22 protein-coding genes are annotated in these 20151 nt (G+C 64.8%); 8 read left to right on the top strand and 14 right to left on the bottom strand.

What is annotated here, in order from left to right:
• Positions 1-2 precede the first annotated feature (2 nt).
• On the bottom strand, positions 3-1022 hold the full coding sequence (locus AC1C2Q_RS05510; protein WP_495449298.1) for a siderophore ABC transporter substrate-binding protein: 1020 nt from the start codon (positions 1020-1022) through the stop codon (positions 3-5).
• Positions 1023-1108: 86 nt separating this feature from the next.
• Here AC1C2Q_RS05510 and AC1C2Q_RS05515 point away from each other — a divergent pair, with 86 nt between their 5' ends.
• From AC1C2Q_RS05515 to AC1C2Q_RS05525, 3 genes are read left to right on the top strand one after another with little or no spacing between them, the layout of a single operon-like run.
• Complete coding sequence (locus AC1C2Q_RS05515; protein WP_495449299.1) at positions 1109-1873, top strand: siderophore-interacting protein; 765 nt, start codon at positions 1109-1111, stop codon at positions 1871-1873.
• Between the two features lie 32 nt (positions 1874-1905).
• Complete coding sequence (locus AC1C2Q_RS05520) at positions 1906-2400, top strand: methylated-DNA--[protein]-cysteine S-methyltransferase (RefSeq protein WP_495449300.1); 495 nt, start codon at positions 1906-1908, stop codon at positions 2398-2400.
• 14 nt (positions 2401-2414) lie between these two features.
• Complete coding sequence (locus AC1C2Q_RS05525) at positions 2415-2819, top strand: VOC family protein (protein ID WP_495449301.1); 405 nt, start codon at positions 2415-2417, stop codon at positions 2817-2819.
• A gap of 51 nt (positions 2820-2870) precedes the next feature.
• On the opposite strand, the gene AC1C2Q_RS05530 is transcribed toward AC1C2Q_RS05525, so the two are convergent.
• Both AC1C2Q_RS05530 and AC1C2Q_RS05535 read right to left on the bottom strand, forming a co-directional pair.
• On the bottom strand, positions 2871-4331 hold the full coding sequence (locus AC1C2Q_RS05530) for an MFS transporter (RefSeq protein WP_495449302.1): 1461 nt from the start codon (positions 4329-4331) through the stop codon (positions 2871-2873).
• Positions 4332-4339: 8 nt separating this feature from the next.
• Positions 4340-5680, bottom strand: a complete 1341-nt coding sequence (locus AC1C2Q_RS05535) for a M20/M25/M40 family metallo-hydrolase (RefSeq protein WP_495449303.1) — start codon at positions 5678-5680, stop codon at positions 4340-4342.
• Between the two features lie 107 nt (positions 5681-5787).
• On the opposite strand from AC1C2Q_RS05535, the gene AC1C2Q_RS05540 reads away from it, so the two are divergent.
• From AC1C2Q_RS05540 to AC1C2Q_RS05550, 3 genes are all read left to right on the top strand, one after another.
• Entirely contained in the window at positions 5788-6528 is a 741-nt protein-coding gene (locus tag AC1C2Q_RS05540) for an SDR family oxidoreductase (RefSeq protein WP_495449304.1), read from the top strand.
• Positions 6529-6640: 112 nt separating this feature from the next.
• Positions 6641-6928, top strand: coding sequence for a hypothetical protein (locus AC1C2Q_RS05545; protein ID WP_495430039.1), 288 nt, complete (start codon positions 6641-6643; stop codon positions 6926-6928).
• A gap of 72 nt (positions 6929-7000) precedes the next feature.
• A complete protein-coding gene (locus AC1C2Q_RS05550) occupies positions 7001-8029 on the top strand; it encodes an FUSC family protein (protein WP_495449305.1) in 1029 nt (342 codons plus the stop codon).
• 25 nt (positions 8030-8054) lie between these two features.
• On the opposite strand, the gene AC1C2Q_RS05555 is transcribed toward AC1C2Q_RS05550, so the two are convergent.
• The 5 genes from AC1C2Q_RS05555 to AC1C2Q_RS05575 form a co-directional block, all read right to left on the bottom strand.
• On the bottom strand, positions 8055-9233 hold the full coding sequence (locus tag AC1C2Q_RS05555; protein WP_495449306.1) for an ROK family protein: 1179 nt from the start codon (positions 9231-9233) through the stop codon (positions 8055-8057).
• Positions 9234-9253: 20 nt separating this feature from the next.
• Complete coding sequence (locus AC1C2Q_RS05560) at positions 9254-10897, bottom strand: beta-N-acetylhexosaminidase (RefSeq protein ID WP_495449307.1); 1644 nt, start codon at positions 10895-10897, stop codon at positions 9254-9256.
• The gene (locus AC1C2Q_RS05565) at positions 10897-11814 is read right to left on the bottom strand and encodes a carbohydrate ABC transporter permease (RefSeq protein ID WP_495449308.1); all 918 of its coding nucleotides are present in this window, start codon (positions 11812-11814) and stop codon (positions 10897-10899) included. The genes AC1C2Q_RS05560 and AC1C2Q_RS05565 overlap by 1 nt, the downstream gene beginning before the upstream one ends.
• The gene (locus AC1C2Q_RS05570) at positions 11811-12737 is read right to left on the bottom strand and encodes a carbohydrate ABC transporter permease (protein ID WP_495430044.1); all 927 of its coding nucleotides are present in this window, start codon (positions 12735-12737) and stop codon (positions 11811-11813) included. Before AC1C2Q_RS05570 ends, AC1C2Q_RS05565 begins: the two co-directional genes overlap by 4 nt.
• Positions 12738-12799: 62 nt before the next feature.
• Positions 12800-14122, bottom strand: coding sequence for an extracellular solute-binding protein (locus tag AC1C2Q_RS05575; protein WP_495430045.1), 1323 nt, complete (start codon positions 14120-14122; stop codon positions 12800-12802).
• Positions 14123-14271: 149 nt separating this feature from the next.
• On the opposite strand from AC1C2Q_RS05575, the gene AC1C2Q_RS05580 reads away from it, so the two are divergent.
• A complete protein-coding gene (locus AC1C2Q_RS05580) occupies positions 14272-14541 on the top strand; it encodes a glutaredoxin family protein (protein ID WP_495449309.1) in 270 nt (89 codons plus the stop codon).
• A 12-nt stretch (positions 14542-14553) separates the two neighbouring features.
• Here the strand turns inward: AC1C2Q_RS05580 and AC1C2Q_RS05585 are convergent, their stop codons facing one another.
• Positions 14554-15486: a LysR family transcriptional regulator gene (locus tag AC1C2Q_RS05585; protein ID WP_495449310.1), complete on the bottom strand. Its 933-nt coding sequence runs from the start codon at positions 15484-15486 to the stop codon at positions 14554-14556.
• A 70-nt stretch (positions 15487-15556) separates the two neighbouring features.
• On the opposite strand from AC1C2Q_RS05585, the gene AC1C2Q_RS05590 reads away from it, so the two are divergent.
• On the top strand, positions 15557-17287 hold the full coding sequence (locus AC1C2Q_RS05590; protein ID WP_495449311.1) for an L-aspartate oxidase: 1731 nt from the start codon (positions 15557-15559) through the stop codon (positions 17285-17287).
• 53 nt (positions 17288-17340) lie between these two features.
• Here AC1C2Q_RS05590 and AC1C2Q_RS05595 read toward each other — a convergent pair whose 3' ends face one another.
• From AC1C2Q_RS05595 to AC1C2Q_RS05615, 5 genes are all read right to left on the bottom strand, one after another.
• Entirely contained in the window at positions 17341-17637 is a 297-nt protein-coding gene (locus AC1C2Q_RS05595) for a hypothetical protein (RefSeq protein WP_495449312.1), read from the bottom strand.
• A 59-nt stretch (positions 17638-17696) separates the two neighbouring features.
• Complete coding sequence (locus tag AC1C2Q_RS05600) at positions 17697-18080, bottom strand: VOC family protein (protein ID WP_495449313.1); 384 nt, start codon at positions 18078-18080, stop codon at positions 17697-17699.
• Positions 18081-18223: 143 nt separating this feature from the next.
• Positions 18224-18988, bottom strand: coding sequence for an ABC transporter permease (locus AC1C2Q_RS05605; RefSeq protein ID WP_495449314.1), 765 nt, complete (start codon positions 18986-18988; stop codon positions 18224-18226).
• Positions 18988-19785, bottom strand: coding sequence for an ABC transporter ATP-binding protein (locus AC1C2Q_RS05610; protein WP_495449315.1), 798 nt, complete (start codon positions 19783-19785; stop codon positions 18988-18990). The genes AC1C2Q_RS05605 and AC1C2Q_RS05610 overlap by 1 nt, the downstream gene beginning before the upstream one ends.
• On the bottom strand, positions 19782-20150 hold the full coding sequence (locus AC1C2Q_RS05615) for a DUF1048 domain-containing protein (RefSeq protein WP_495449316.1): 369 nt from the start codon (positions 20148-20150) through the stop codon (positions 19782-19784). The genes AC1C2Q_RS05610 and AC1C2Q_RS05615 overlap by 4 nt, the downstream gene beginning before the upstream one ends.
• Position 20151 lies beyond the last annotated feature (1 nt).

Here is a 20151-nt window from a genome sequence, read left to right on the forward strand (position 1 = left end):
GATCACTCTGCGATCTGCAGCACGTCGTCGATCAGCAGCTGCGTCGTCTCGACGCCGCCGTAGACGATGTACCACGCGGTCGGGTTGAGGTAGACGATGTTGTCGTCCTGGAACGCGCTGGTCTGCTTCACGATGTCGTTGTCGAGCACCTCAGCCGCAGCGTTTCCTGCTTCGACCTCACCGGTCGCAGAGTCACGGTCGACGACCCACAGCGTGTCGGGGTTGTGCTCGAGAAGGAACTCGAAGGAGATCGGGTCGCCGTGCGTCGCTGCGGCGATGTCTTCGATCGCGGGCTCCACACCGAACACGTCGTAGATCAGACCGCCGCGCACCGCTGCACTGCCGCCCTCGGGCGGAGTCGGGGACATCGCCTTGAGCTCGCCACCTGAGACCATCATGGCCAGTCCGTTGCCTGCTTCGTTGGCGGCGGCCTTGGCCTCGTCGATGCCGTCGTTCAGATCGCTGAGCGCCTGCTCTGCCTCGGCTTCCGCACTCAGCAATTCACCGAAGAACGTGGTGTTGCGCTCGAGGGTCTCCAGGTACGTGCCGGCGATCCCGAGGTCGATGGTCGGCGCGATTTCGCTCAGCGCTTCGTAGAGACCGGAGGAGCGTCCGCCGATGATGATGAGGTCGGGCTGCTGCGCCTCGATCTCGATCAGGTCCGCTTCGAACAGCGTGCCTGCGTTGAATGCGTCATCCGCAAGGTTGTCCTGCAGGTAGTCCGGCACCGAGTCGAGCGGAGCGCCTGCGACCTCGCCGCCCAACGCGCCGATGGTGTCGACGCTGGCCATCTCGAACGCCACGATCTTCTCGGGGTTGCGGGGAACCTCGACGGTCGTCTCCTCGTACTCCGGGTCTTCATCTTCACCGGCGACGTTGCGATCCCAGGAGAACGTCAGCGTCTCCTGTTCCGCCGCAGCGGTGTCGGGTTCGGCCTCTGCCGGCGCTGACGCGCAGCCAGCGAGGGCCAGCGCAGAGACGAGAACGAAGGATGCTGCGGCGAGTGGACGTCGCGAAGACATAGAGGACTCCTCTGAATTGTGCGGGGAAGGTGCTGAGAAAGGTAAGGCTTACCTCAGCTCGTCGTTATGTAGGCTAGCCTAACTTCATGACCGATCCGAATTCCGCCTTCTCGCTGGAGCGTCATCCACTCGATCTCCAGTTCCGCACCGTCGCGCTCACGGCACGCGAGCAGCTCGCTCCGAATTTTGTGCGTGTACGCCTCGAGGGCGATGATCTTTTCGGCTTCGATTCTCTCGGTAGCGATGACCACATGCGGCTGTTCTTCCCTGAGGAGATGCCCGACTCCGTCGAGGAGATGCGAGCCGCACCCAGCCGCGAATACACACCATTGGTGTGGGGTGACAACTGGCTCGAGGTCGAGTTCGCCGTGCACGGCGATGAGGGTGTGGCGGCAGTATGGGCGGCGAGCGCTCCGATCGGCTCGAAGATCGGCGTCGGAGGACCGCGGGGATCTGCGGTGATCACCGGAACCCCCGGTTCGTGGCTCCTGGTGGGCGATGAGACGGCGATCCCTGCGATCCGTCGCTTCGCAGCACTGATCGGCGAACAGCCAGCACGCATCGTCATCGAAGTGCACGACGCCGAAGAAGAGCTCGACATCGAGGCACCGGTCGACGTCGAATGGCTGCACCGCGGCGATGCCCCGGCAGGTTCCGCGCTGATCACCCTTTTGGAGGGGCTCACCGAAGCGGATGCCGTGGGCAACGACCCGTTCGTCTTCATCGCCGCTGAGCAGGCCATCGTCAAGCCCGGTCGTGCGCTGCTGAAGCGCTGGGATATCGACTCATCGCGGGCAATCGTGAAGGGGTACTGGAAGCGCGGCGAAGCCGAGTACCACGCCCCGCACTGACAGTGTCTCTGGCTGCCGTTAGGGTCGGATGCATGTCATCGTCTGACACTCTCGCGTCCCCGGTGGGCCTGCTTACTGTCGTGAGCGATGGCCAGGCGATCACGCGCCTGGCGTGGAGAACGACTCCCCTGCCTGCGCTCGATCACCCACACGATCCGCTCCTTGCCGAAGCCCTGCGGCAGCTGCGCGCCTACTTCGACGGCCGGCTGACGACGTTCGACCTCCCGTTCGATCTTGGCCAGCAGTCCGACACCACCCGCGCCGTCCTGACCGCGTTGGCAGAGACCGTCGAACACGGGCAGTCGATCACCTACGGTGAGCTCGCAGCCAGGAGCGGCACGAGCATCCCTGCCCGCGGCGTTGGCGCCGTCATGGGTGCGAACCCGATCCCCATCATTGTTCCCTGCCATCGTGTGGTCGCCAGCGACGGCTTGGGCGGCTATTCCGGGGGCGACAGCGGCCAAGGGCTCGTGACGAAGCGCTGGCTACTGGAATTCGAAGGCGCCCTTCCGACCGCGCTGTTCTGAGCCAGACTGTGCAGATGGCCACCTTCGATCACCTCGGCATCACCGTCGACAATGTGCCGCAGGCATCCGCGCAGTTCAATCCGGTGTTGGAAGCGCTCGGCTACATTCGCGCTCACGACGCGGAAGACCTGGCGTACTGGCAAAAGACGGGCGAGCCCGAGCTCCTGCTGTATCCCGCACGCGAGGAAGGAACCGGCCCTCACCGACACGGCCGCGTCGGCTGGCAGCATCTCGCCTACGCCGTCGATTCGCGGGCGGAGGTCGACCAGCTGCACGACATTGCGATCGCGGCAGGATGGACCGAAGTGCGCGGGCCGAAGGAGTATCCGCGCTTTACCGACGGGTACTACGCCGCCTTCGTTGAGGATGCGAACGGCATCCGATTGGAATTCATGCACAATCCGAAGGGTTGGGAATGACTACGAGCTTGAATTGACTACGAGCTTGAATTGACTACGAGCTTGAATTGACTACGACGCGACGGCTTCCGCCTCGTCCGCCGCACGGTCAGTGAACGCGTGCTTCGGCACGAACACCAGCAGCGCGGCCGCCACGAGTGCTGTCACACCGCAGACGACCCACACCGTCATGTAGCCCTGAAGCGATCCGGCCGTTCCTTCGGTCGCCCCGGCTGTTGTGGCGACCCCGTGCATCAGAGCGATGCCGAACACGCACGAGGCGATCGCCCCACCGAGCGTCTTCACCGAGTTGGTGAGACCGGTCGCGACGCCGGTCTGCGTTTCGGGAGCAGCGGATGCCGCGGCCGCCGGGAGAGCGGCGACGAGCGCTCCCGAACCGATGCCGACGATCACCATGTTCGTGATCACCTGCGCGTACGCGTCGTGGAACGGCAGAAACAGCAGGAACCCGATGCCGACCAGCAGCGCCGCCCCGATGAGCGTGAGCCGGGGCGTGATCAGGCGGGCGATCCGCGAGTAGAGCAGTGCACCGGTGATCATGCCTACGAGGTAGATGCCGATGATCAGCGAGGTTGCGAACCCGGTGGTTCCGAGACCGTAGCCGTAGACATCCGGGTCAGTGCGCGCGAAGGTCGACAGCGGAGCTTGAGCGCCGAGCACACTCACACCGAACAGGCCGGCCGTGAGGAATACCGGGCCGAGCGCGGGCGAGCGGAACATGCGCACGTCGATCAGCGGATCGTCATGACGCAGCTCCCACAACGCGAACGGCACGATGAGCAGGATTCCGAGGACCACGACGGCCCACGACCACGGATTGACGAGGCCGCCCTCCAGACGCAGCAGGCTGAGGCCGCCGGTGAAGCAGATGAGAGCGATCGAGATGAGCACGAGTCCGACGGTGTCGAGCACGCCCCCGGTGGAGTCGGGCGACTCCTTCACACCGAACAGGATGACGAAGAAACACACCACAACGAGCAGCGCCGGAATCAGCAGCACGATCGTGAGCGGCAGCACATCGATCAGTGCACCACCGACGAGCGCGCCCGCAATGGCCCCAATCTCGAGCGCCGCGACGAGCAGTCCGGCAGCGCGAGCAGTGATGATCGAGCGCCCCTCCATCCGCCGCGACCGCGACCAGATCAGCGCGATCTCCAACGGTAACCAGACGACGTAGAAGCCCATGAGCGTCCACGCAACGAGGAACACCCAGAACGAGTCGGTAAACGGCAGCGCCAACGCGGCAGCGGCCGTGAGGGCGGTCGAGATCAACAGCATCCGCTTGTGGCCAACCATGTCGCCGAGCTTTGCGAACGCGGGCACCACGAGGGCCGACAGCATGAGCTGCGTGCCCTCGAACCAGTTGACGTCCGCATCGTGGATCTGCAGGTGGCGAGCGATATCGGAGAGCATCGGCGTGTAATAGCCCTGCAGCACGCCGCTGGTGAACTCGACGAACGCGAGGAATCCGACGACGGACGCAAGGGCGCCCAGTGTGGCAGTACGAGACATCTTCGTCCTCAGTTCAGCAGTTCGAGCAGCGCTCGGTGGAAGATTTCGCCACGCTCCAGAGTGGCGATCTCGACACTCTCATCCACGCCATGGATCGATGCCCGTTGGGCATTCGACATCTCCAGCGGCGCGAAGCGGTAGACGGCCGGCGAATACCGGTGGAAGTGGCGCGAGTCGGTTGCGGCCATCATCACGTAGGGCACCGGCCGGACGCCGGGAAAAGCCTGTTCCAGCGCCTCACCCAGCAACGCGAACTGGGCATTGTCGGTGGGCGATTCCGCCGACGGCTCACTGCCCTCGAGCACATCGATCGAGACGAGCGGGTCGTTGATGCGCTTGCGCACGCGGACGACGGCGTCGTCGACCGTCTCGCCTAGCGCGATACGCAGATTGATGGTCGCGGATGCCTGCGATGGGATGACGTTGGCCGCTGTTCCTCCGGACTGCATGGTCGCGGCGACCGTTGTGCGCACCATCGCAGCTGGTTCCCCGCCGAGCGCCGCGAACACACGCGCCGTCAGGAAGGGCACGCCTGCCAGCACCTTCAGCAGCAGGCGCGATGGTCCGGATGCCTGTTCGGAGAACTGCGACAGCATCCGCGAGATCGCCTTCGGCGTGCGAGGACGGAACGTTCTTGGATCGAGTCGGCTCACCGCACGGGCGATGCGACGAACTGCCGTGAGCGTCGGCGGCGCTGAGGCGTGACCACCGTCGCCACGAGTGCTGAGTTTCAGAGTGAGAACACCCTTCTCGCCGACACCGATCATCGCGGCACGGCCCTGTACGAACGACAGCGGCGCATCCACCACGGCACCGCCCTCATCGAGCACGAGCCACGGCACGATTCCTCGGTCCTTCAGGACACGGGCGATCTCCACGGCTGCGGCGCCGAAGGTCTCCTCGTTCCCGCCGAACGAGAGGTATACGTCGCGCGTGGGAACGAAGCCGGCAGCGAGCAGATTCTCCACGGCTTCGAGCACCACGATGAGCGGCCCCTTGTCATCGAGTGCGCCACGTCCGTAGACGCGGCCATCCGCGATGGTGCCAGAGAACGGCGGATGCGTCCACGAATCGCTCTCGTCAACAGGGACGACGTCGTAGTGCGCCATCAGCACGAGCGGGCCGTCAGAAGCCACAGTCCGACCCTTCCATTGGAACAGCAGCCCGAAATCGGTGTGGCGCTCGAGTGTCAGCCGCTCATGGACGAGCGGGTACAGCTCTGCGATCAGCGCAACGAAGTCCTCGAACGGCCCGTTTCCGCGCTCTTCGAGCTCTGCGGACACCGTCGGCAGCTGGATCATCCGAGAGAGCCGGTCAGCGATGCCCGGCCGCGCTGTCACTGCAGTCATCGAGCCAGAATAGCCGCCCGCAGGAGCGAGCGCTGCGTACTCATGCCCCGGACCCGCGCGCGCCGAGAACCGCCCAGGAATATCATCGAACCGAAGGAGGACATCGCATGAAGATCGCAGTGGCAGGAGGTACGGGCGTCGTTGGTCGGCACACCGTAGACGCCGTGCAGGCCGCAGGAAACGAGGCGGTGGTGCTGAGCCGCTCGCACGGAGTGGATCTCATCACCGGCACGGGCCTGAGCTCTGCACTCGTCGGTGTCGACGCCGTCATCGACACCGCGAATGTGACGACGTTGAAAGCGGATGTTGCGATCGAGTTCTTCACGACGGCATCCGGAAATCTGGTGCGCGCGGCTGCTGATGCCGGAGTCGGTCATGTCGTGCTGGTGTCGATCGTCGGCATCGATCGGATGCCGCACGACTACTACGCCGGCAAGATCGCCCAGGAGAAGGTGTACGAGGAGTCGCCCGTGCCCTGGACAATCCTGCGTGCAACGCAGTTCCATGAGTTCGCCGCGCAGTTGTTCGCCCGCGCTAAGGCGGGGCCACTCCATCTCGCCCCGCGCGCCCGTGTGCAGCCGATCGCAGCCCGCGAGGTGGGCGCGCGCCTTGCCGCCCTCGCCGCAGGGACTCCTCAGGGTCGCACCCGCGACGTCGCTGGCCCCCAAGAAGAGGCCCTCGACGCGATGATCAAGGCCTATGCGCGCGCCGAGGGACACCGCGGGTGGATCCCCTCGATCAACCTGCCCACGGCGCAGATGAAGGGGATGCGTGCGGGCTACGCCCTGCCAGGACCAGGAGCCGAGCTGGGCCGTCAGACATTCGCGGATTGGCTCACGGCACGCTGAGCGCGACCGCTGACTCGTACTGCGCAATTGTCCGCCCGGCGGACTTATCCACCGATTCCGCGTTGTGGGCGACCCACTTGGCAAGGTGGACCTTGTCGATGACAATGAAGGGGTGGACGCATTGAACGATGCACAGATATGGACGATGATCGGGGCCTTCATCGCCCTGATGTTCGGCATGCTCACTGTCGTCTCCACGCTTTTCATTCGCGTGGTTCGCACCGAGATCGGCGGCCTGCGAGGTGAACTCGGTGCCGAGATCGGCGGCCTGCGCGCAGAGATGAGCGCACGCTTCGACGCGGTGAACACTCGTCTCGACGCGATGAACGGCCGAATGGACGGACTCGACCGTGATGTGCAGGCGCTTGTGAAGCGCACCTTCGGACTCGACCGCGAGTGAACCTTCTCCGCAGCTGAGCCCGGAAGCGGCTGACCGGCGGAAGCGCGCGGGAGACGGGAGGACAATAGACGTGTGAGTCTTTTCGCCTTCGCCCCGTCCCATGGTCCTCGTTGGCAGCTGGGACTGCAGGCTGCGATCGGACTCACCATGCCGATCGTCGTGCTGACGCTGCTGGGGATGCCCACGCTCGGGTATATCGCGGCATCCGGTGCGTTCACCGTACTTTTCGCCGGTGCGTCCCCCGTGGTCGAGCGCGCCAGAGTGCTGCCGTTCGTCGGCATCGGGCTCACCCTGAGTGCCATGTCCGGCGCCCTTGCTGCGGCGGAGCCTTGGCTGGTCAGCGTTGGCGTCGTGGTCGTGGCGCTCGTCAGCGCGGGACTCGCGTTCGGATTCCGACTTGGCCCACCCGGCCCGCTGTTCTTCGTGCTGATGTTCGGGCTGTCGGCCCAGGTCGTCGCCCATGCTCAGATCACGCCACTCGAGTACACCGCCGCCGTTGCTGGCGGTTGCCTGTTCGCCTATCTGGTTGCCGCGTCTCCGCTGCTCATCCCCCGCGTACGAGCCAGACGTGCGCGCCCTCTGAGCGAGTTGCTACCCGGCCCGGCGCTCGATGCCGATGCGAAGGTGCTGCTTCTGCGCGTGGCCATCGTGTCAGTGCTCGGGGTGCTGATCGCTTCCTTCGTCGATCCTGGGCGCAGCTATTGGATCGTCGGTGCCGCCATCGCCGTGATCGGTTCAGCCGCCGCGCGCAAGGCTGCCTTCCAGCGCGGCTTGCACCGAATGCTGGGCACGGTGCTCGGCGTCGGCGTCTATGCGTTGCTGGCGCTGCTGCATCCTTCGGGTCTCTGGATCGCGCTCCTGCTCGGGATCATGCAGTTCTCGGTCGAACTCGTGGTGGTTCGCCACTACGCCCTCGCGCTCATGATCATCACTCCGCTCGTACTACTGCTAACGGGCGCCGCCACCGGTCAGATCGGATCGATGGACATCGCCTTCGAGCGCATCATCGACACGGTGGTCGGTGCGGCGCTCGGCGCCATGTCCGGTGTCCTCCACGCGAAGCCGCGGCCAGCGAGCGCATCCACCGACGTCAGCCGGTGACCGGGCGTTCCCGAGTAAAGAGCGCTCAGCGCATGCCGAGCTGAGACTCCATCACCGTGGCCGCGGCACCGAGCAGAACCAGATCGGGATCGTTTGCGCCGACTTCAATATCCAAGCCCTCGATGATCGCGGGGCGTAGCCGTGAGTGGATGCCGCTGACAACACCATCCGCGAACGGGCCTTCGACGAGCGATGCCGGCCCCACCACCACGATCACATTGATGTTCAGCATGATCACGATGGGAGCGAGCACCTCGCCCAGAATGCGCCCGGACGGTTCGAGGATCCCCTCGCCCTCTGCCCCGAGCCGTCGGGCCAGGTGCTGAGCACCAACGATCATGTCGAGGCATCCGCGTCGTCCACACGGGCACATCTCGCTGTCGGCGGCGACGGTGAGATGCGCGATCTCCCCCGCCGCGAACTGCTCGCCGAGCACGGGCTCGCCACCCTCGAGCACGGCAGCACCCACGCCGTTGTCGAGCGCGACGACGATCGCGTCGCGTCCTGAGCGGTTGCGGAAGCGGCTGAGCCCGAGCGCCAGCAGATTGACATCGTTGCCGACGACGGTGGGGATGCCGGTGCGTTCCTGCAACACGTCGGCGAGCGGCACGTCGCGCCAGCGCAGCCGATCGGCGACATGCACCTGACCGCGATCGTCCACGAGTCCAGGCGACGCCACCCCGATTCCGACGACCTGCGCCGTCGCCCGGTCGATCAACAGAGCCGCGAGGTCCGCAGCGTGCTCCAGCGCGGCGTCACCGCTGGCATCGCCGATGTTGACCTGCACTCGGTCGACCACAGTGCCATCCAAGTCGACCAGCGCACCGATGAACATGTCGTCGTGTGTGAGATCGAGCACGATCGAGACGTTACCGGCGGCATCGATCGCCACGCGCGATGCGGGCTTGCCCACCTTGGCCCGCGCGATCACACCCAGATCTTGCACCGTGCCGGCATCCACCAGCGCTGAGACGAGTCCGCCGACGGTCGGCAGCGACAGGCCGCTGAGACGAGCAAGTTCGGGCCTGGTCTGTGGTCCGTTCGCGTAGAGCAGACGGCGGATGACCGACAGGTTGTGCTGCCTGGTGACGTGGATCGCGGGCCCGCCGGGAGACTGCGGCTCACGTCGCAGCGCGCGCAACTCCGTCGGGGTCAGCGCCAGAATGCCGGTTGCCCGGCGAGGCGGCTCGCCCTGTCGTGCCATGTCATCCTTCTCTCGCACGTTCACCGTACGATCGCGGACGTCAGCGCGTCGATCTCCTGCTGCCGTTCCGTTTGGTTCTGGATGCGTCCGCTCACTCCGGGACGCTCCTGCCACGGTAGCGGCCCAGAGGTGCGCCGGTATTCCACGCCACGCTCATCGAGGCGCCGCAAGTGCGTGTCAAGACGCGCGGCGAAATCATCGAAGTCGCCTCCGGGTCCGCTCCACAGCACCTCGGCCAAAGCACACGCACGTGGCCACAGCATGTAATCACGCACTCGCGCATCTTCCATGTGCTCAGCCCACAGGTTCGCCTGCGCACCGCGCAGGAACGATGCCTGTTCGGGCGTTGCCCATGCCGGCACCGGCACGAAGTTGTAGACCTCCCGAAGCCCGACGACCACACCGACGGGAATCGGCTCGCGGGGATCCTCGGATTGGCGGTAGTCGAAGTACAGCTGATTGTCGGGGCAGGCGATGACCGGAATGCCGCGGCGCAGGGCCTCACCGATCCCGGCATCCCCTCGCCATCCGAGCACCGTGACATCGGAGGTGACCTCGTGCTCGAGCACCTCATCCCAGGCCAGCATCCGCCGCCCCTTCTGCTGGATATGCGTGCGCAACTGCTCGAGGAACCAGAACTGCAACTCCCGCGGACCAGTCAGGCCACGTTCACGCGCCAACTGCTGCGAGCGCGGGTCGGCTTCCCAAGGCCCCGCAGGCACCTCGTCGCCACCGAGACCGATGTCGATGGAGGGGAACAGTTCGAGCACCTCGTCGAGAACTGTACGGAAGAAGTCGACGGTGGTGTTCTCGGCATTGAGCGGGTACGGGCTGACGCCCCAGCGTGGGTAGACCTCGACCCCCTGCAGCGCACCGCCCGGGCCAGGAACGCCCAGTTCGGGATACGCCGAGATGGCGGCCTGTGAGTGTCCAGGCAGATCGATTTCGGGAACAACCTCGACCCCACGGCCTGCGGCATACGCGACGATCTCGCGAATGTCATCCTGCGTGTAGAAGCCACCGTGCGGACGCGTGACTTCAGGAGCGGTCGCGTCGTCGGCGCCTACCTGCGTGCGGTCACGCCAGGAGGCCACTTCGGTCAGACGAGGGAAGGCGCGGATCTCGACCCGCCAACCCTGATCATCAGTGAGGTGGAAATGCAGACGGTTGAACTTGTGCATCGCGAGCAGATCGACGATGCGCAGCACCTCGCGCACTGGTAGGAAGTGCCGCGCCACGTCAATCATGACTCCGCGCCATTCGAATGCTGGCTCATCTTCGATGCGGCAGGCCGGGATCTCGATGGTACGAGGCAGAGCAGATGCCGCCCGCCAGATTCCTTCTCCCATGAGCTGCAACAGGGTCGCGACCGCGTAGCGGAAACCGGTGGCATCCGCCGCGGTGATCGTGATGATGAGCGTCGTCACCTCGATCGAATACGCTTCAGACGCCAGCGCAGCATCCTCCACGAAGTGGATGCCGGCACCATCGCTCTTTGAGTTGTCCACGCGGATGCGAGCACCGGCCCACAGTCGTTCGGTGAGGACAGCGACAGCGTCCGTGGCGCCCGGAATCTGCACGACCGCAACGGATTCTGCGATGACGAATTCACCGATTGCCGTCTCGAACAGGCGAGGACGAGGGATGAGAGTGTGCGCGAGCATCAGCCCTTCACCGCCCCTGCCGTCATTCCGGTCACGAGCTTGCGCTGCAAGAACACGAAGAACACCACCACGGGTAGAGAGAAGAGAACGGATGCCGCCATCTGACCGCTGACGTCAGTGCCGGTGATCGGCGAGCTGAACGAGGCGAGCCAGACGGGAAGCGTGTACATCGTCTGGTCCTTCATGAACGTGTAGGCGATGAGGTAGTCGTTCCACGCGTTCATGAACGTGAACACGCTGGTCGCGAGCACGCCTGGCAGCACGAGCGGGAACAGGATGCGGGTGAGCACCTGCCACGTGCTGGCTCCGTCGAGCTGCGCGGCTTCTTCGAGCTCTGCGGGCAATGCCAGGAAGAAGCTGCGCATCATCCAGATCGAGAACGGCAGGGTCGCCGAAACGTAAGCGAGGATCAGACCGAAATAGGTACCAAGCAGGCCCGTCTCATTGAAGACGAGGTACTGCGGGATGAGGGTCGCACCGCCGGGGATCATCTGGATCAGCAAGATGATCACGAGGATCGAACGACGCCCGCTGAAGCGGAAGCGCGAGAGCGCGGCAGCCGCGAACAGACCGGTAAGGATCGCGAATATCACGGCACCGGTGACGACGATCAGAGAGCTCCTGAGGTTGTCGAAGAATCCGGCCTGGAAGATCGCGGTGTGGAAGTTGTCGAGCGTCGGGTTCATCGGAATGAACTGCGGCGTCGACTGCAGTGCGTCACGACGTGGGGTGAACGCTGTCTTGACCATCCAGTAGATCGGGAAGGCCCAGAGCACGCAGAAGACAAGCGCAACGATGTTGGCGGTCGGCGATGGAGTGCCGAGCTTGCGGCCGCGGCGCTTCTTGGCGAGAGCCTTGGTCGTGGCGGTGGGAGGCGTGGTGACGGAAGTCGTGGTGGTGGGAGTCATGATGCTCATAGGTTGTCCTCCCCCGAGCGGATGAGATGGCGGATATAGACGCTGGTCAGCGCGGCAAGCAGCAGGGCGGTGATGAGCGCGAGGGCCGCACCGGTACCGAGATCGAGGCCGACGAATGCCGTGATGTAGGTGAAGACACCGAGCGTCGAGGTTGAACCGTCCGGGCCGCCCTTGGAGACGAGCCAGATCTGGTTGAAGACGTTGAAGTCCCAGATGACGGAGAGGATCGTGATGAGCAGGATTGTGGGCTTGAGGAACGGCAGCGTCACGTTGAAGTAGATGCTCCGTTCGGATGCTCCGTCCAGACGCGCGGCCTCGACGTACTCGGCACCGACCTGGGTTTCAGCCGCGTAGACGGTGAGGGCGATGAACGGCACCGCGCCCCAGACCACGAGCATCCAGATGGAGGTGAATGCGAGTGCGGTGTTGGAGCCCCAGTCGGTGGCGGTCATGTCGCCGAACACACGCAGCTGGGTAAGGATCCAGTTGATCACGCCGTAGCCGGGCTGGAACATCCAGTTCCAGACGAGGGATGCCGCGACGTTCGGCATGGCCCACGCGAAGACGAGCACGATCGTGACGACCGTGCGCATCTTCGATCCGAGCCGGGTCAGCAGGTGCGCGATGGCGACGCCGATGACGAGGCTGCCGATGACAAGCGAGGCGGTGAACCAGAGCGTGCGGAAGAACGATCCCCAGAAGGCGCCGTCGACGAGGATATCGGCGAAGTTCTGAAGGCCGACCATCTCGTAGGCACCGGTGAACAGCGAGCGCTTGTCATAGTCGGTGAAGGCCATCCACACCATCACCCCGAGCGGGATGAATGTCACGGCAGTGAGGAGGAGGCCCGCCGGCGTCAGCAGCAGGAACGCTGGGAGTCGGCGGTCGGCGAAAGCGCGCGCCGAGCGGGGGTTCTTGGTCACTTCATTCTCCAGGTCGGCGGGAAGGAAAGGGCGGGCACCTGTGCGGTACCCGCCCTTCGAGATCACTTCAGGTACGCGTCAGCCTTGGTGTTGTAGGTGGCCGCAGCCTCCTCCGGAGTGGCGGTGCCGGCAGCGACGGTAGAGAACAGCTCCTGCAGCAGGCGTGCACCCTCGACCTCGGTCCAACCGGGGGAAGCCGGGGTGGCACGGGAGTTGAGCGCGGCAGCGAAGAAGCCGACCTTGGTGTCTGGCAGGTCGGCGGCGACCTTCTCACCGATCTCGACGGAGTTGGGCATCAGACCCTGTTCCCCGAAGACGTAGTCGACCTGAATGTCGTCGCTGGTGGCGATCTGAGCCCAGACGAGCGCGAGGTCGGGGTTCTGGCTCTTCGCCGCGATGCCCCAGACCGAGCCGCCGAGCATGACCGGCTGAGTGTCTTCGACCTGGCCAGGCAGGGCAAACGTGCCGAGGTCATCCTCGGTCAGGTCGGGGTTGGCGCCGAGGATGGCATTGATCGAGCCGTTGGTGGCGATGATCGCGCCGGCCTTGCCGTCAGCGAAGATCTGCTCCTGCTCGGGGTTGTCAGCGTCGACGGTTCGCGAAGAGGCGACCGAGTAGGTGTTCTGGAATTCCTTCCAGGCCTCGATGCCCTTGATGGCCTCGTCCGAATCAGCAGTGGAGGTCCACTCGCCATCCTCGGAGACGGCGACCTCGCCACCGTTCTCCCAGAGGAACTGCAGGCCGACATAGAAGTGCTGGCCGGGGACGTACATCGGCGAGAAGTCTGCTGCCGTGTTGGCTGCGGCCAACGTGTCGAGGTCAGCGGTCAGCTCCTCCCACGTGGTCGGAGCCTCGGTGATGCCGGCCTCAGCCCACAGCACCTTGTTGTAGATCACGGCGCGATTGCCGGCGAAGCCGGGGATGCCGTAGAGGACGCCGTCGATGGTTGCCGGGTCTTCGAGACCACCGAGCCAGGTGTTGCCCTGCTGCAGGTCTTCCTTGTACGCGGTGATGTCGAGCAGTGCACCGTTGGCCGCGTAGCCGGCGACCTGGGTGTTTCCGATGTCGACGATGTCCGGCGGGGTGGAGGTGCCGAGCGCAGTGCTGAGCTTGGTGGCGATGCCCTCCCACTGCTGGACCTGCACGTCGACCTCAGCGCCGGTGCGCTCGGTGAACTCGGCCTTCATCGCCTCAAGCGTGGAATCGCTGTAGTCGTCCTGCATGATCCAGACGGTCAGCTTCTCGCCTGCCGCGTCGATGGTCTCGGGGATGCCGTCCGGGAGCTCGCCGCCAGCAGCACCGCTGCCGCTCGAACCACACCCGGCCAATGCCAGGGCCGCTACTCCGGCAGTGGCGAACGCCGCCACTCGCATGATCTTTCGCATCTGAACTCCTCTGTGAGCCTCTAGGTAGACCATCGCGAGCAGACCCGGATGGATTAATTAATAATCCACACTTATTAATTAAACCGCAACCCCTCCGACGGAATTTGTTTACCCGAGTGCGCGTTGGGGCGGAGTAGGGAGGTTGCTCTATGGAGTTGACACTGATCACGTCGGCGTTCTGCGGCGCATGCTCACGCACGCGTGCGGTACTCGCTGACGCGGCACGGTTCCTCCCGGACGCGACGATCACCGAGATCGATGTGGCTCAGGATCCGGATGCAGCCGAGGCGCTGGACATCCGTTTCACCCCCACCGTGATCGTGAGAAATGCCGCGGGCGTTCAGGTGTTCCGCGCCGAAGGCGTGCCGACGGTGCCACAGGTACTGGCCGCGGCCGTGAAGGCACTGCCAGCGGAGTAGGAGCAGGCGCTGCTACTCCACCAGCGCCATTGTCGTCGGGTCGCGGTCGACGAGCTCACCGGCCGTCCGCACGATCACCCGCCGCATCGCCGCCGCCGCGCGGGTGGGATTGACGTCAGAGCGGTGGGCGAGGCCGATCGTACGGGCAAGACGCGGGTCGCGCAGGCGCGCGGACCGCAGCGTCGGCCGGTCGAGCAGCACCATCGCCGGAACGACCGCGACGCCGAGTCCTCGCTCGACGAACCGCAGCACGGCATCCATCTCGGCGCCCTCGACGACCGGCGTCGGCGCCAGGCCGGCCGCGCGAAAGGCGGCATCTGTCGCCGCACGCAGGTCGTAGCTCTCCGCGAAGAATACGAGCGGCAGACGTGCGAGACCGGCAAGATCGATGCCCTCGTCGGTGGCGACTGGCGGGTGCGCCGCCGATGAAACGACCACTAGTTCCTCAGTCAGCAAGGGCGTGCGCACCAGCGCAGCTCCCGTCACCGGAAGCGCATCCGAAAACGTGATGAGCGCCATGTCGACGGCACCGGCGGCGAGCTGCTCGATCAGTACGTTCGAGCCGGCCTCAGTGAGCAGCAGCTCCACACCGGGATGCGCGACATGGAACGCGCCCATCGCCTCTGCGACGAGGCTGATACACAGAGTCGGCGTGGCACCGAGACGCACACGCCCTCGCTGGAGACCCGCGAGCTCTGCCATCTCGGAACGAATGGCATCGGCATCTGCCAGCATGCGCCGCGCACGCGGCAGAAGCGTCTGCCCCGCGTCAGTGAGCGAGATGTTCCCGCGAGCGCGATGAAACAATTCGGCGCCCAACTCTTGCTCCAACGTTGAGATCTGGCGGCTAAGCGAAGGCTGGGCAAGATGCAGATTCTCGGATGCGCGAGTGAAGTGTCCGATGTTGGCGATTTCGACGAAACCTCGCAGCTGCTCCAGGTTCATGCTCAGAGTCTATCGACACGAGATAAACAATGCATTGGAGTTATCGGGCGCGCGTTCTTAGCGTGGAAGCATGAGTACACGCGAACGACAGATCTCCACCACCGTCCTGGTTATCGGCACCGGTGGTTCCGGGCTGCGCGCAGCCATCGAGGTCGCTGAACGCGGCGTCGACGTGCTGGCCGTCGGCAAGCGCCACCGCGACGACGCACACACCTCTCTTGCCGCGGGCGGCATCAACGCTGCTCTCGGCACGATGGATGCCGACGACAGCTGGCAACAGCACGCCGCCGACACGATCAAGGAGAGCTATCTCCTCGCCAATCCGCACACGGTCGAGGTCGTCACGCAGGGCGCGGAGCGCGGCATCCGTGATCTGGAGCGCTGGGGCATGGACTTCGCACGTGAAGATGACGGCCGCATCTCGCAGCGTTTCTTCGGGGCGCACACATTCCGCCGCACCGCATTCGCCGGCGACTACACGGGGCTGGAGATCCAGCGCACGTTGGTGCGCCGAGCCGAGCAGCTCGATGTGCCGATCCTCGACGGCGTCTACATCACGCGCATTCTCGTCAAGGACAACGTCGTCTTCGGCGCGTACGGCTTCGATCAGTCCGACGGCACGCGTTATCTGATCCATGCGGATGCGGTGATCCTCGCGGCCGGCGGACACACCCGCATCTGGCGCCGCACCTCGTCTCGTCGCGATGAGAACACCGGCGACGCGTTCCGGCTCGCCGTCGACGCCGGGGCGCGACTGCGCGACCCCGAGCTCGTGCAGTTCCACCCCTCCGGCATCATCGAGCCGGAGAACGCCGCTGGCACTCTGATCTCTGAGGCCGCCCGCGGTGAAGGCGGCATCCTCCGCAACGCACTCGGCGAGCGCTTCATGTCGAAATACGACCCGGAGCGGATGGAGCTTTCCACCCGCGACCGCGTCGCACTTGCCGCCTACACCGAGATCGCGGAGGGTCGCGGCACTGAGAACGGCGGCGTCTGGCTCGACGTATCTCATCTGCCTCGCGAGACGATCATGACCCGTCTCCCCCGCGTCTACCAGACGATGATGGAGCTGCAGATGCTCGATATCACCACGGACCCGATCGAGATCGCCCCGACCGCGCACTATTCAATGGGTGGCGTCTGGGTGCGTCCGGAAGACCATGGCACCGACGTCGACGGGCTCTACGCGATCGGCGAGGCCTCCAGCGGGCTGCACGGCGCAAACCGCCTCGGCGGCAACTCCCTGATCGAGCTGCTGGTGTACGGGCGCTTGGTCGGGCAGGCCGCGATCGTACACGCCGAGGGCTTGGACGCTCAGCACCGCTCGGCAGAGGCGGTGGCCGAGGCACGTGCGGAGATCGATGACCTGCTCGCCGCCGATGGCCGAGAGAACGTGCGCGCGCTGCAGCGCGGCATCCGCAACACAATGACCGAGCACGCCGGTGTGGTGCGTTCCGAAGAGGGGCTGTTGGCTGGGCTTGCCGAGCTGGACCAGATCGAAACTCGGATGCAGGATGTCGGTATCCACCCCGACATCGCCGGTTTTCAGGATCTCGCGCACGCCTTCGACCTCAAGGGTTCGGCGCTGGCCGCACGGGCAACTCTCGAAGCCGCGCTGGAAAGGCGCGAGACCCGCGGATGCCACAACCGCAGCGACTTCCCGGATACGGATCCGGCGCTGCAGGTGAACCTCGTGTGGTCACCGACCACTGGTGTGACGCGTGAGGAGATCCCACCCGCGCCCGCCGAGATCCTGGCGCTCATCCGCGAGGTCTCCTCCGAGGGCAAGCTCGTGGAGTGAGCCGACCCGCGCGCCGTAGCGGGAAACCCTTCCCGCTACAGTGGCGCAGGAGCTCAGCCCAGCTGAGCGAGAGTCAGCCCCCAGAAATACAGCACACCCGGCCAGAGCGTGATGAACAGTACGATCGCGGAAACGAGGAAGCCGATCAGGCTGAAGGTCGTCCCCCGCAGATTTGGATCGGCCTGCAGCGCACGCCGCGCCTGAAGACTTGTGGAGATACCGGCAAGCGCGCACGGAATGGCGACAAACCAGAGGCCCATCACCGTCGTCACCACCGCCGCGACAGCAAGCATCGGGCTGGCGATCGCGGCCCCTGCCATCGGGCGCGCTCGCGTCGGCTCCAGTGCCACAGCGTCTCCGATCTCGGGTCAAGTTCTTGGAACGGTATCAGGCTCCCGCTCCGGCCGCCTCAGCTCGAGAGGACTGAGAGGATATTGCCCGCAGGGTCCTTGAACCAGGCGATGTCGGGGCCACGGCCTGCGGCCTTGCCGCGCGCGATCCCCTTCTCATCCTGCCCTGAGCCCTCATACCGCTCCATCGTCACGCCCTTGGCGACAAGCTCGTCGACGACCGCGTCGATGTCTTCGACCGGGAAGTTGAGGATCGTGAACGTCGCTGGCTGGTGGTTATCCTTCGGGTAGATGAGTACGGCGCCACCTTTAGGCAGTTGCACCGCGATCAGGCCATCGCCCTGTTCGACGACGACGAGGCCGAGAACCCCCTCGTAGAAGTCGCGTGAGGCGGCGACGTCGTTGGACGACATACCGCTGAAGGCATCGGAGTTCTCGAACATCGCTCTGCTCCCTGTGTGTGTCACGATCAGTATCCGCGCGTGGCTTCAAGACTTTCACCACGTCGAAGGTCTGTCCACAGGTATGCGCACGAAGAAGGGCCGCCTCCGGAAGGAGACGGCCCGACCTGCATTCGTATCGACAGTCAACTGATCTTCTTGCGATAGATCGCGACGGCGGCGAGGTAGCCGACAACGAGGATGCCGACGAGCCAGGCCAGGGCGATCCAGATGTCGTTGCCGACCGGCTGCTCGGCGAACAGCGCGCGGATACTGTTCACGATCGATGTCACCGGCTGGTTCTCGGCGAACCAGGCCACCGGCCCAGGCATCGAGGCGGTGGGCACGAACGCGGAACTGATGAACGGGAGGAAAATCAACGGATAGCTGAATGCGCTCGCGCCGTCGACGGTCTTCGCCGCGAGGCCCGCGATCACCGCGAGCCAGGTGAGGGCAAGGGTGAATAGGGTCAGGATGCCAGCGATGGCCAACCAGGCACCGAAGGATGCCCCGGTACGAAATCCCATAGCGAACGCGACGCCAGTAACGATCGCGATCGAGAGCAGGTTCGAAACCAGGGATGTGAGCACGTGCGCCCACAACACGCTGGATCGGGCGATCGGCATCGACTGGAAGCGTTCGAGGATTCCGCCCTGCATGTCGAGGAACAGCCGGTACGCCGTATACGAGACGCCCATCGCGACCGTGATGAGCAGGATGCCGGGCAGCATGTAGTTGATATAAGACTCGTCCGAGCCAGTGTTGATCGCACCGCCCAGGACGTACACGAATAGCAACATCAACGCGATCGGGGTGACAGCGGTCGTGATGATCGTGTCGGGGCTGCGAACGATATGAGTCAGGGACCGCCCGGTGAGAACTCGGGTGTCGCTGAGGAAGTGACTGGTCATTACAGTTCCTTTCCGCTGGATGCTGCGGTCGATGTCTCGCCGACGAGCGCGAGGAAGACGTCTTCGAGGGAGGGCTGCTTCTCGATGTACTCGACCTTCGCCGAGGGGAGGAGCTTCTTGAGTTCGGCGAGAGTGCCGTTCTGGATGATGGTGCCCTTATGCAGAATCGCGATCCGATCAGCGAGATGCTCCGCCTCATCGAGGTACTGCGTGGTGAGAAGCACCGTGGTTCCCGCCTTGGCGAGTTTCTTTATGGTCTGCCACACCTCGATGCGGGCCTGCGGGTCCAAACCGGTGGTGGGCTCGTCGAGGAAAATGATCGGCGGATTGCCGATCAGGCTCATCGCGATGTCAAGCCGACGCCGCATCCCACCCGAATATGTCGCGGCCTTGCGGGCACCGGCATCCGTGAGCGAGAACCGGGCAAGCATCTCATCTGCGATCTCTCCAGAGTTCTTCAAATGCCGCAGCTTCGCGACCAAGACAAGGTTCTCCCGGCCTGTGAGCACCTCATCGACTGCGGCGAACTGGCCCGTCAGACTGATCGACTGACGCACATCGTTCGGCGCTGCCGCGACGTTGAACCCATGAACGACTGCCGTACCCGCATCCGCCTTCAACAGCGTCGACAGGATCCGTACGAGTGTGGTCTTTCCGGCACCGTTCGAACCGAGAAATGCAAAGATGCTGCCTGCCTGGACATCGAAATCGACGCCCCGCAGCACCTGCAGATCCTTGAAAGACTTCGTGACGCCCTGCACCCGGATCGCGGGCCCGCTGGACTTGTCGGTGATCATTTCTTCTCCTCCTCGTCTGCGCCGTTGATTGCCGCCGTGAGGCGTGCGCGCTCTTTGTCGATCCACCGCTTGCCCAGATACGCGCTGGCGAACGTCTCGGTGAACTCCACCGGATCGTCACCCACGATTTCGCGCACCGGCGTGCCGTCGACCGCGGCGCGCTCCCAGAGGTCGGCCAGGTCGGTGAGCATCGTCATGAGGGTCTCGCCGTCGGTGACGTTCCCGGAGTACATGAGGTACCGGTGCATCGCGTTGGCTGCCGTCGCATAGGGCTCGGGGAGCCCATCGATGCGGGCCTTGTCCTGCTTGTACTGCTTCTTCTGTTCGAGCGTTCCAGTGAGCGCTTCGATCCACTTTGCTGCCATG

The sequence above is a fragment of the Microbacterium sp. Y356 genome, assembly GCF_059445355.1.

Bases quoted from the DNA above. Each gene is read 5' to 3' on its own strand.
- AC1C2Q_RS05510 (WP_495449298.1), bottom strand. From the start codon at position 1,022: ATGTCTTCGCGACGTCCACTCGCCGCAGCATCCTTCGTTCTCGTCTCT.
- AC1C2Q_RS05515 (WP_495449299.1), top strand. From the start codon at position 1,109: ATGACCGATCCGAATTCCGCCTTCTCGCTGGAGCGTCATCCACTCGAT.
- AC1C2Q_RS05520 (WP_495449300.1), top strand. From the start codon at position 1,906: ATGTCATCGTCTGACACTCTCGCGTCCCCGGTGGGCCTGCTTACTGTC.
- AC1C2Q_RS05525 (WP_495449301.1), top strand. From the start codon at position 2,415: ATGGCCACCTTCGATCACCTCGGCATCACCGTCGACAATGTGCCGCAG.
- AC1C2Q_RS05530 (WP_495449302.1), bottom strand. From the start codon at position 4,331: ATGTCTCGTACTGCCACACTGGGCGCCCTTGCGTCCGTCGTCGGATTC.
- AC1C2Q_RS05535 (WP_495449303.1), bottom strand. From the start codon at position 5,680: ATGACTGCAGTGACAGCGCGGCCGGGCATCGCTGACCGGCTCTCTCGG.
- AC1C2Q_RS05540 (WP_495449304.1), top strand. From the start codon at position 5,788: ATGAAGATCGCAGTGGCAGGAGGTACGGGCGTCGTTGGTCGGCACACC.
- AC1C2Q_RS05555 (WP_495449306.1), bottom strand. From the start codon at position 9,233: ATGGCACGACAGGGCGAGCCGCCTCGCCGGGCAACCGGCATTCTGGCG.
- AC1C2Q_RS05560 (WP_495449307.1), bottom strand. From the start codon at position 10,897: ATGCTCGCGCACACTCTCATCCCTCGTCCTCGCCTGTTCGAGACGGCA.
- AC1C2Q_RS05565 (WP_495449308.1), bottom strand. From the start codon at position 11,814: ATGAGCATCATGACTCCCACCACCACGACTTCCGTCACCACGCCTCCC.
- AC1C2Q_RS05575 (WP_495430045.1), bottom strand. From the start codon at position 14,122: ATGCGAAAGATCATGCGAGTGGCGGCGTTCGCCACTGCCGGAGTAGCG.
- AC1C2Q_RS05580 (WP_495449309.1), top strand. From the start codon at position 14,272: ATGGAGTTGACACTGATCACGTCGGCGTTCTGCGGCGCATGCTCACGC.
- AC1C2Q_RS05585 (WP_495449310.1), bottom strand. From the start codon at position 15,486: ATGAACCTGGAGCAGCTGCGAGGTTTCGTCGAAATCGCCAACATCGGA.
- AC1C2Q_RS05590 (WP_495449311.1), top strand. From the start codon at position 15,557: ATGAGTACACGCGAACGACAGATCTCCACCACCGTCCTGGTTATCGGC.
- AC1C2Q_RS05600 (WP_495449313.1), bottom strand. From the start codon at position 18,080: ATGTTCGAGAACTCCGATGCCTTCAGCGGTATGTCGTCCAACGACGTC.
- AC1C2Q_RS05605 (WP_495449314.1), bottom strand. From the start codon at position 18,988: ATGACCAGTCACTTCCTCAGCGACACCCGAGTTCTCACCGGGCGGTCC.
- AC1C2Q_RS05610 (WP_495449315.1), bottom strand. From the start codon at position 19,785: ATGATCACCGACAAGTCCAGCGGGCCCGCGATCCGGGTGCAGGGCGTC.
- AC1C2Q_RS05615 (WP_495449316.1), bottom strand. From the start codon at position 20,150: ATGGCAGCAAAGTGGATCGAAGCGCTCACTGGAACGCTCGAACAGAAG.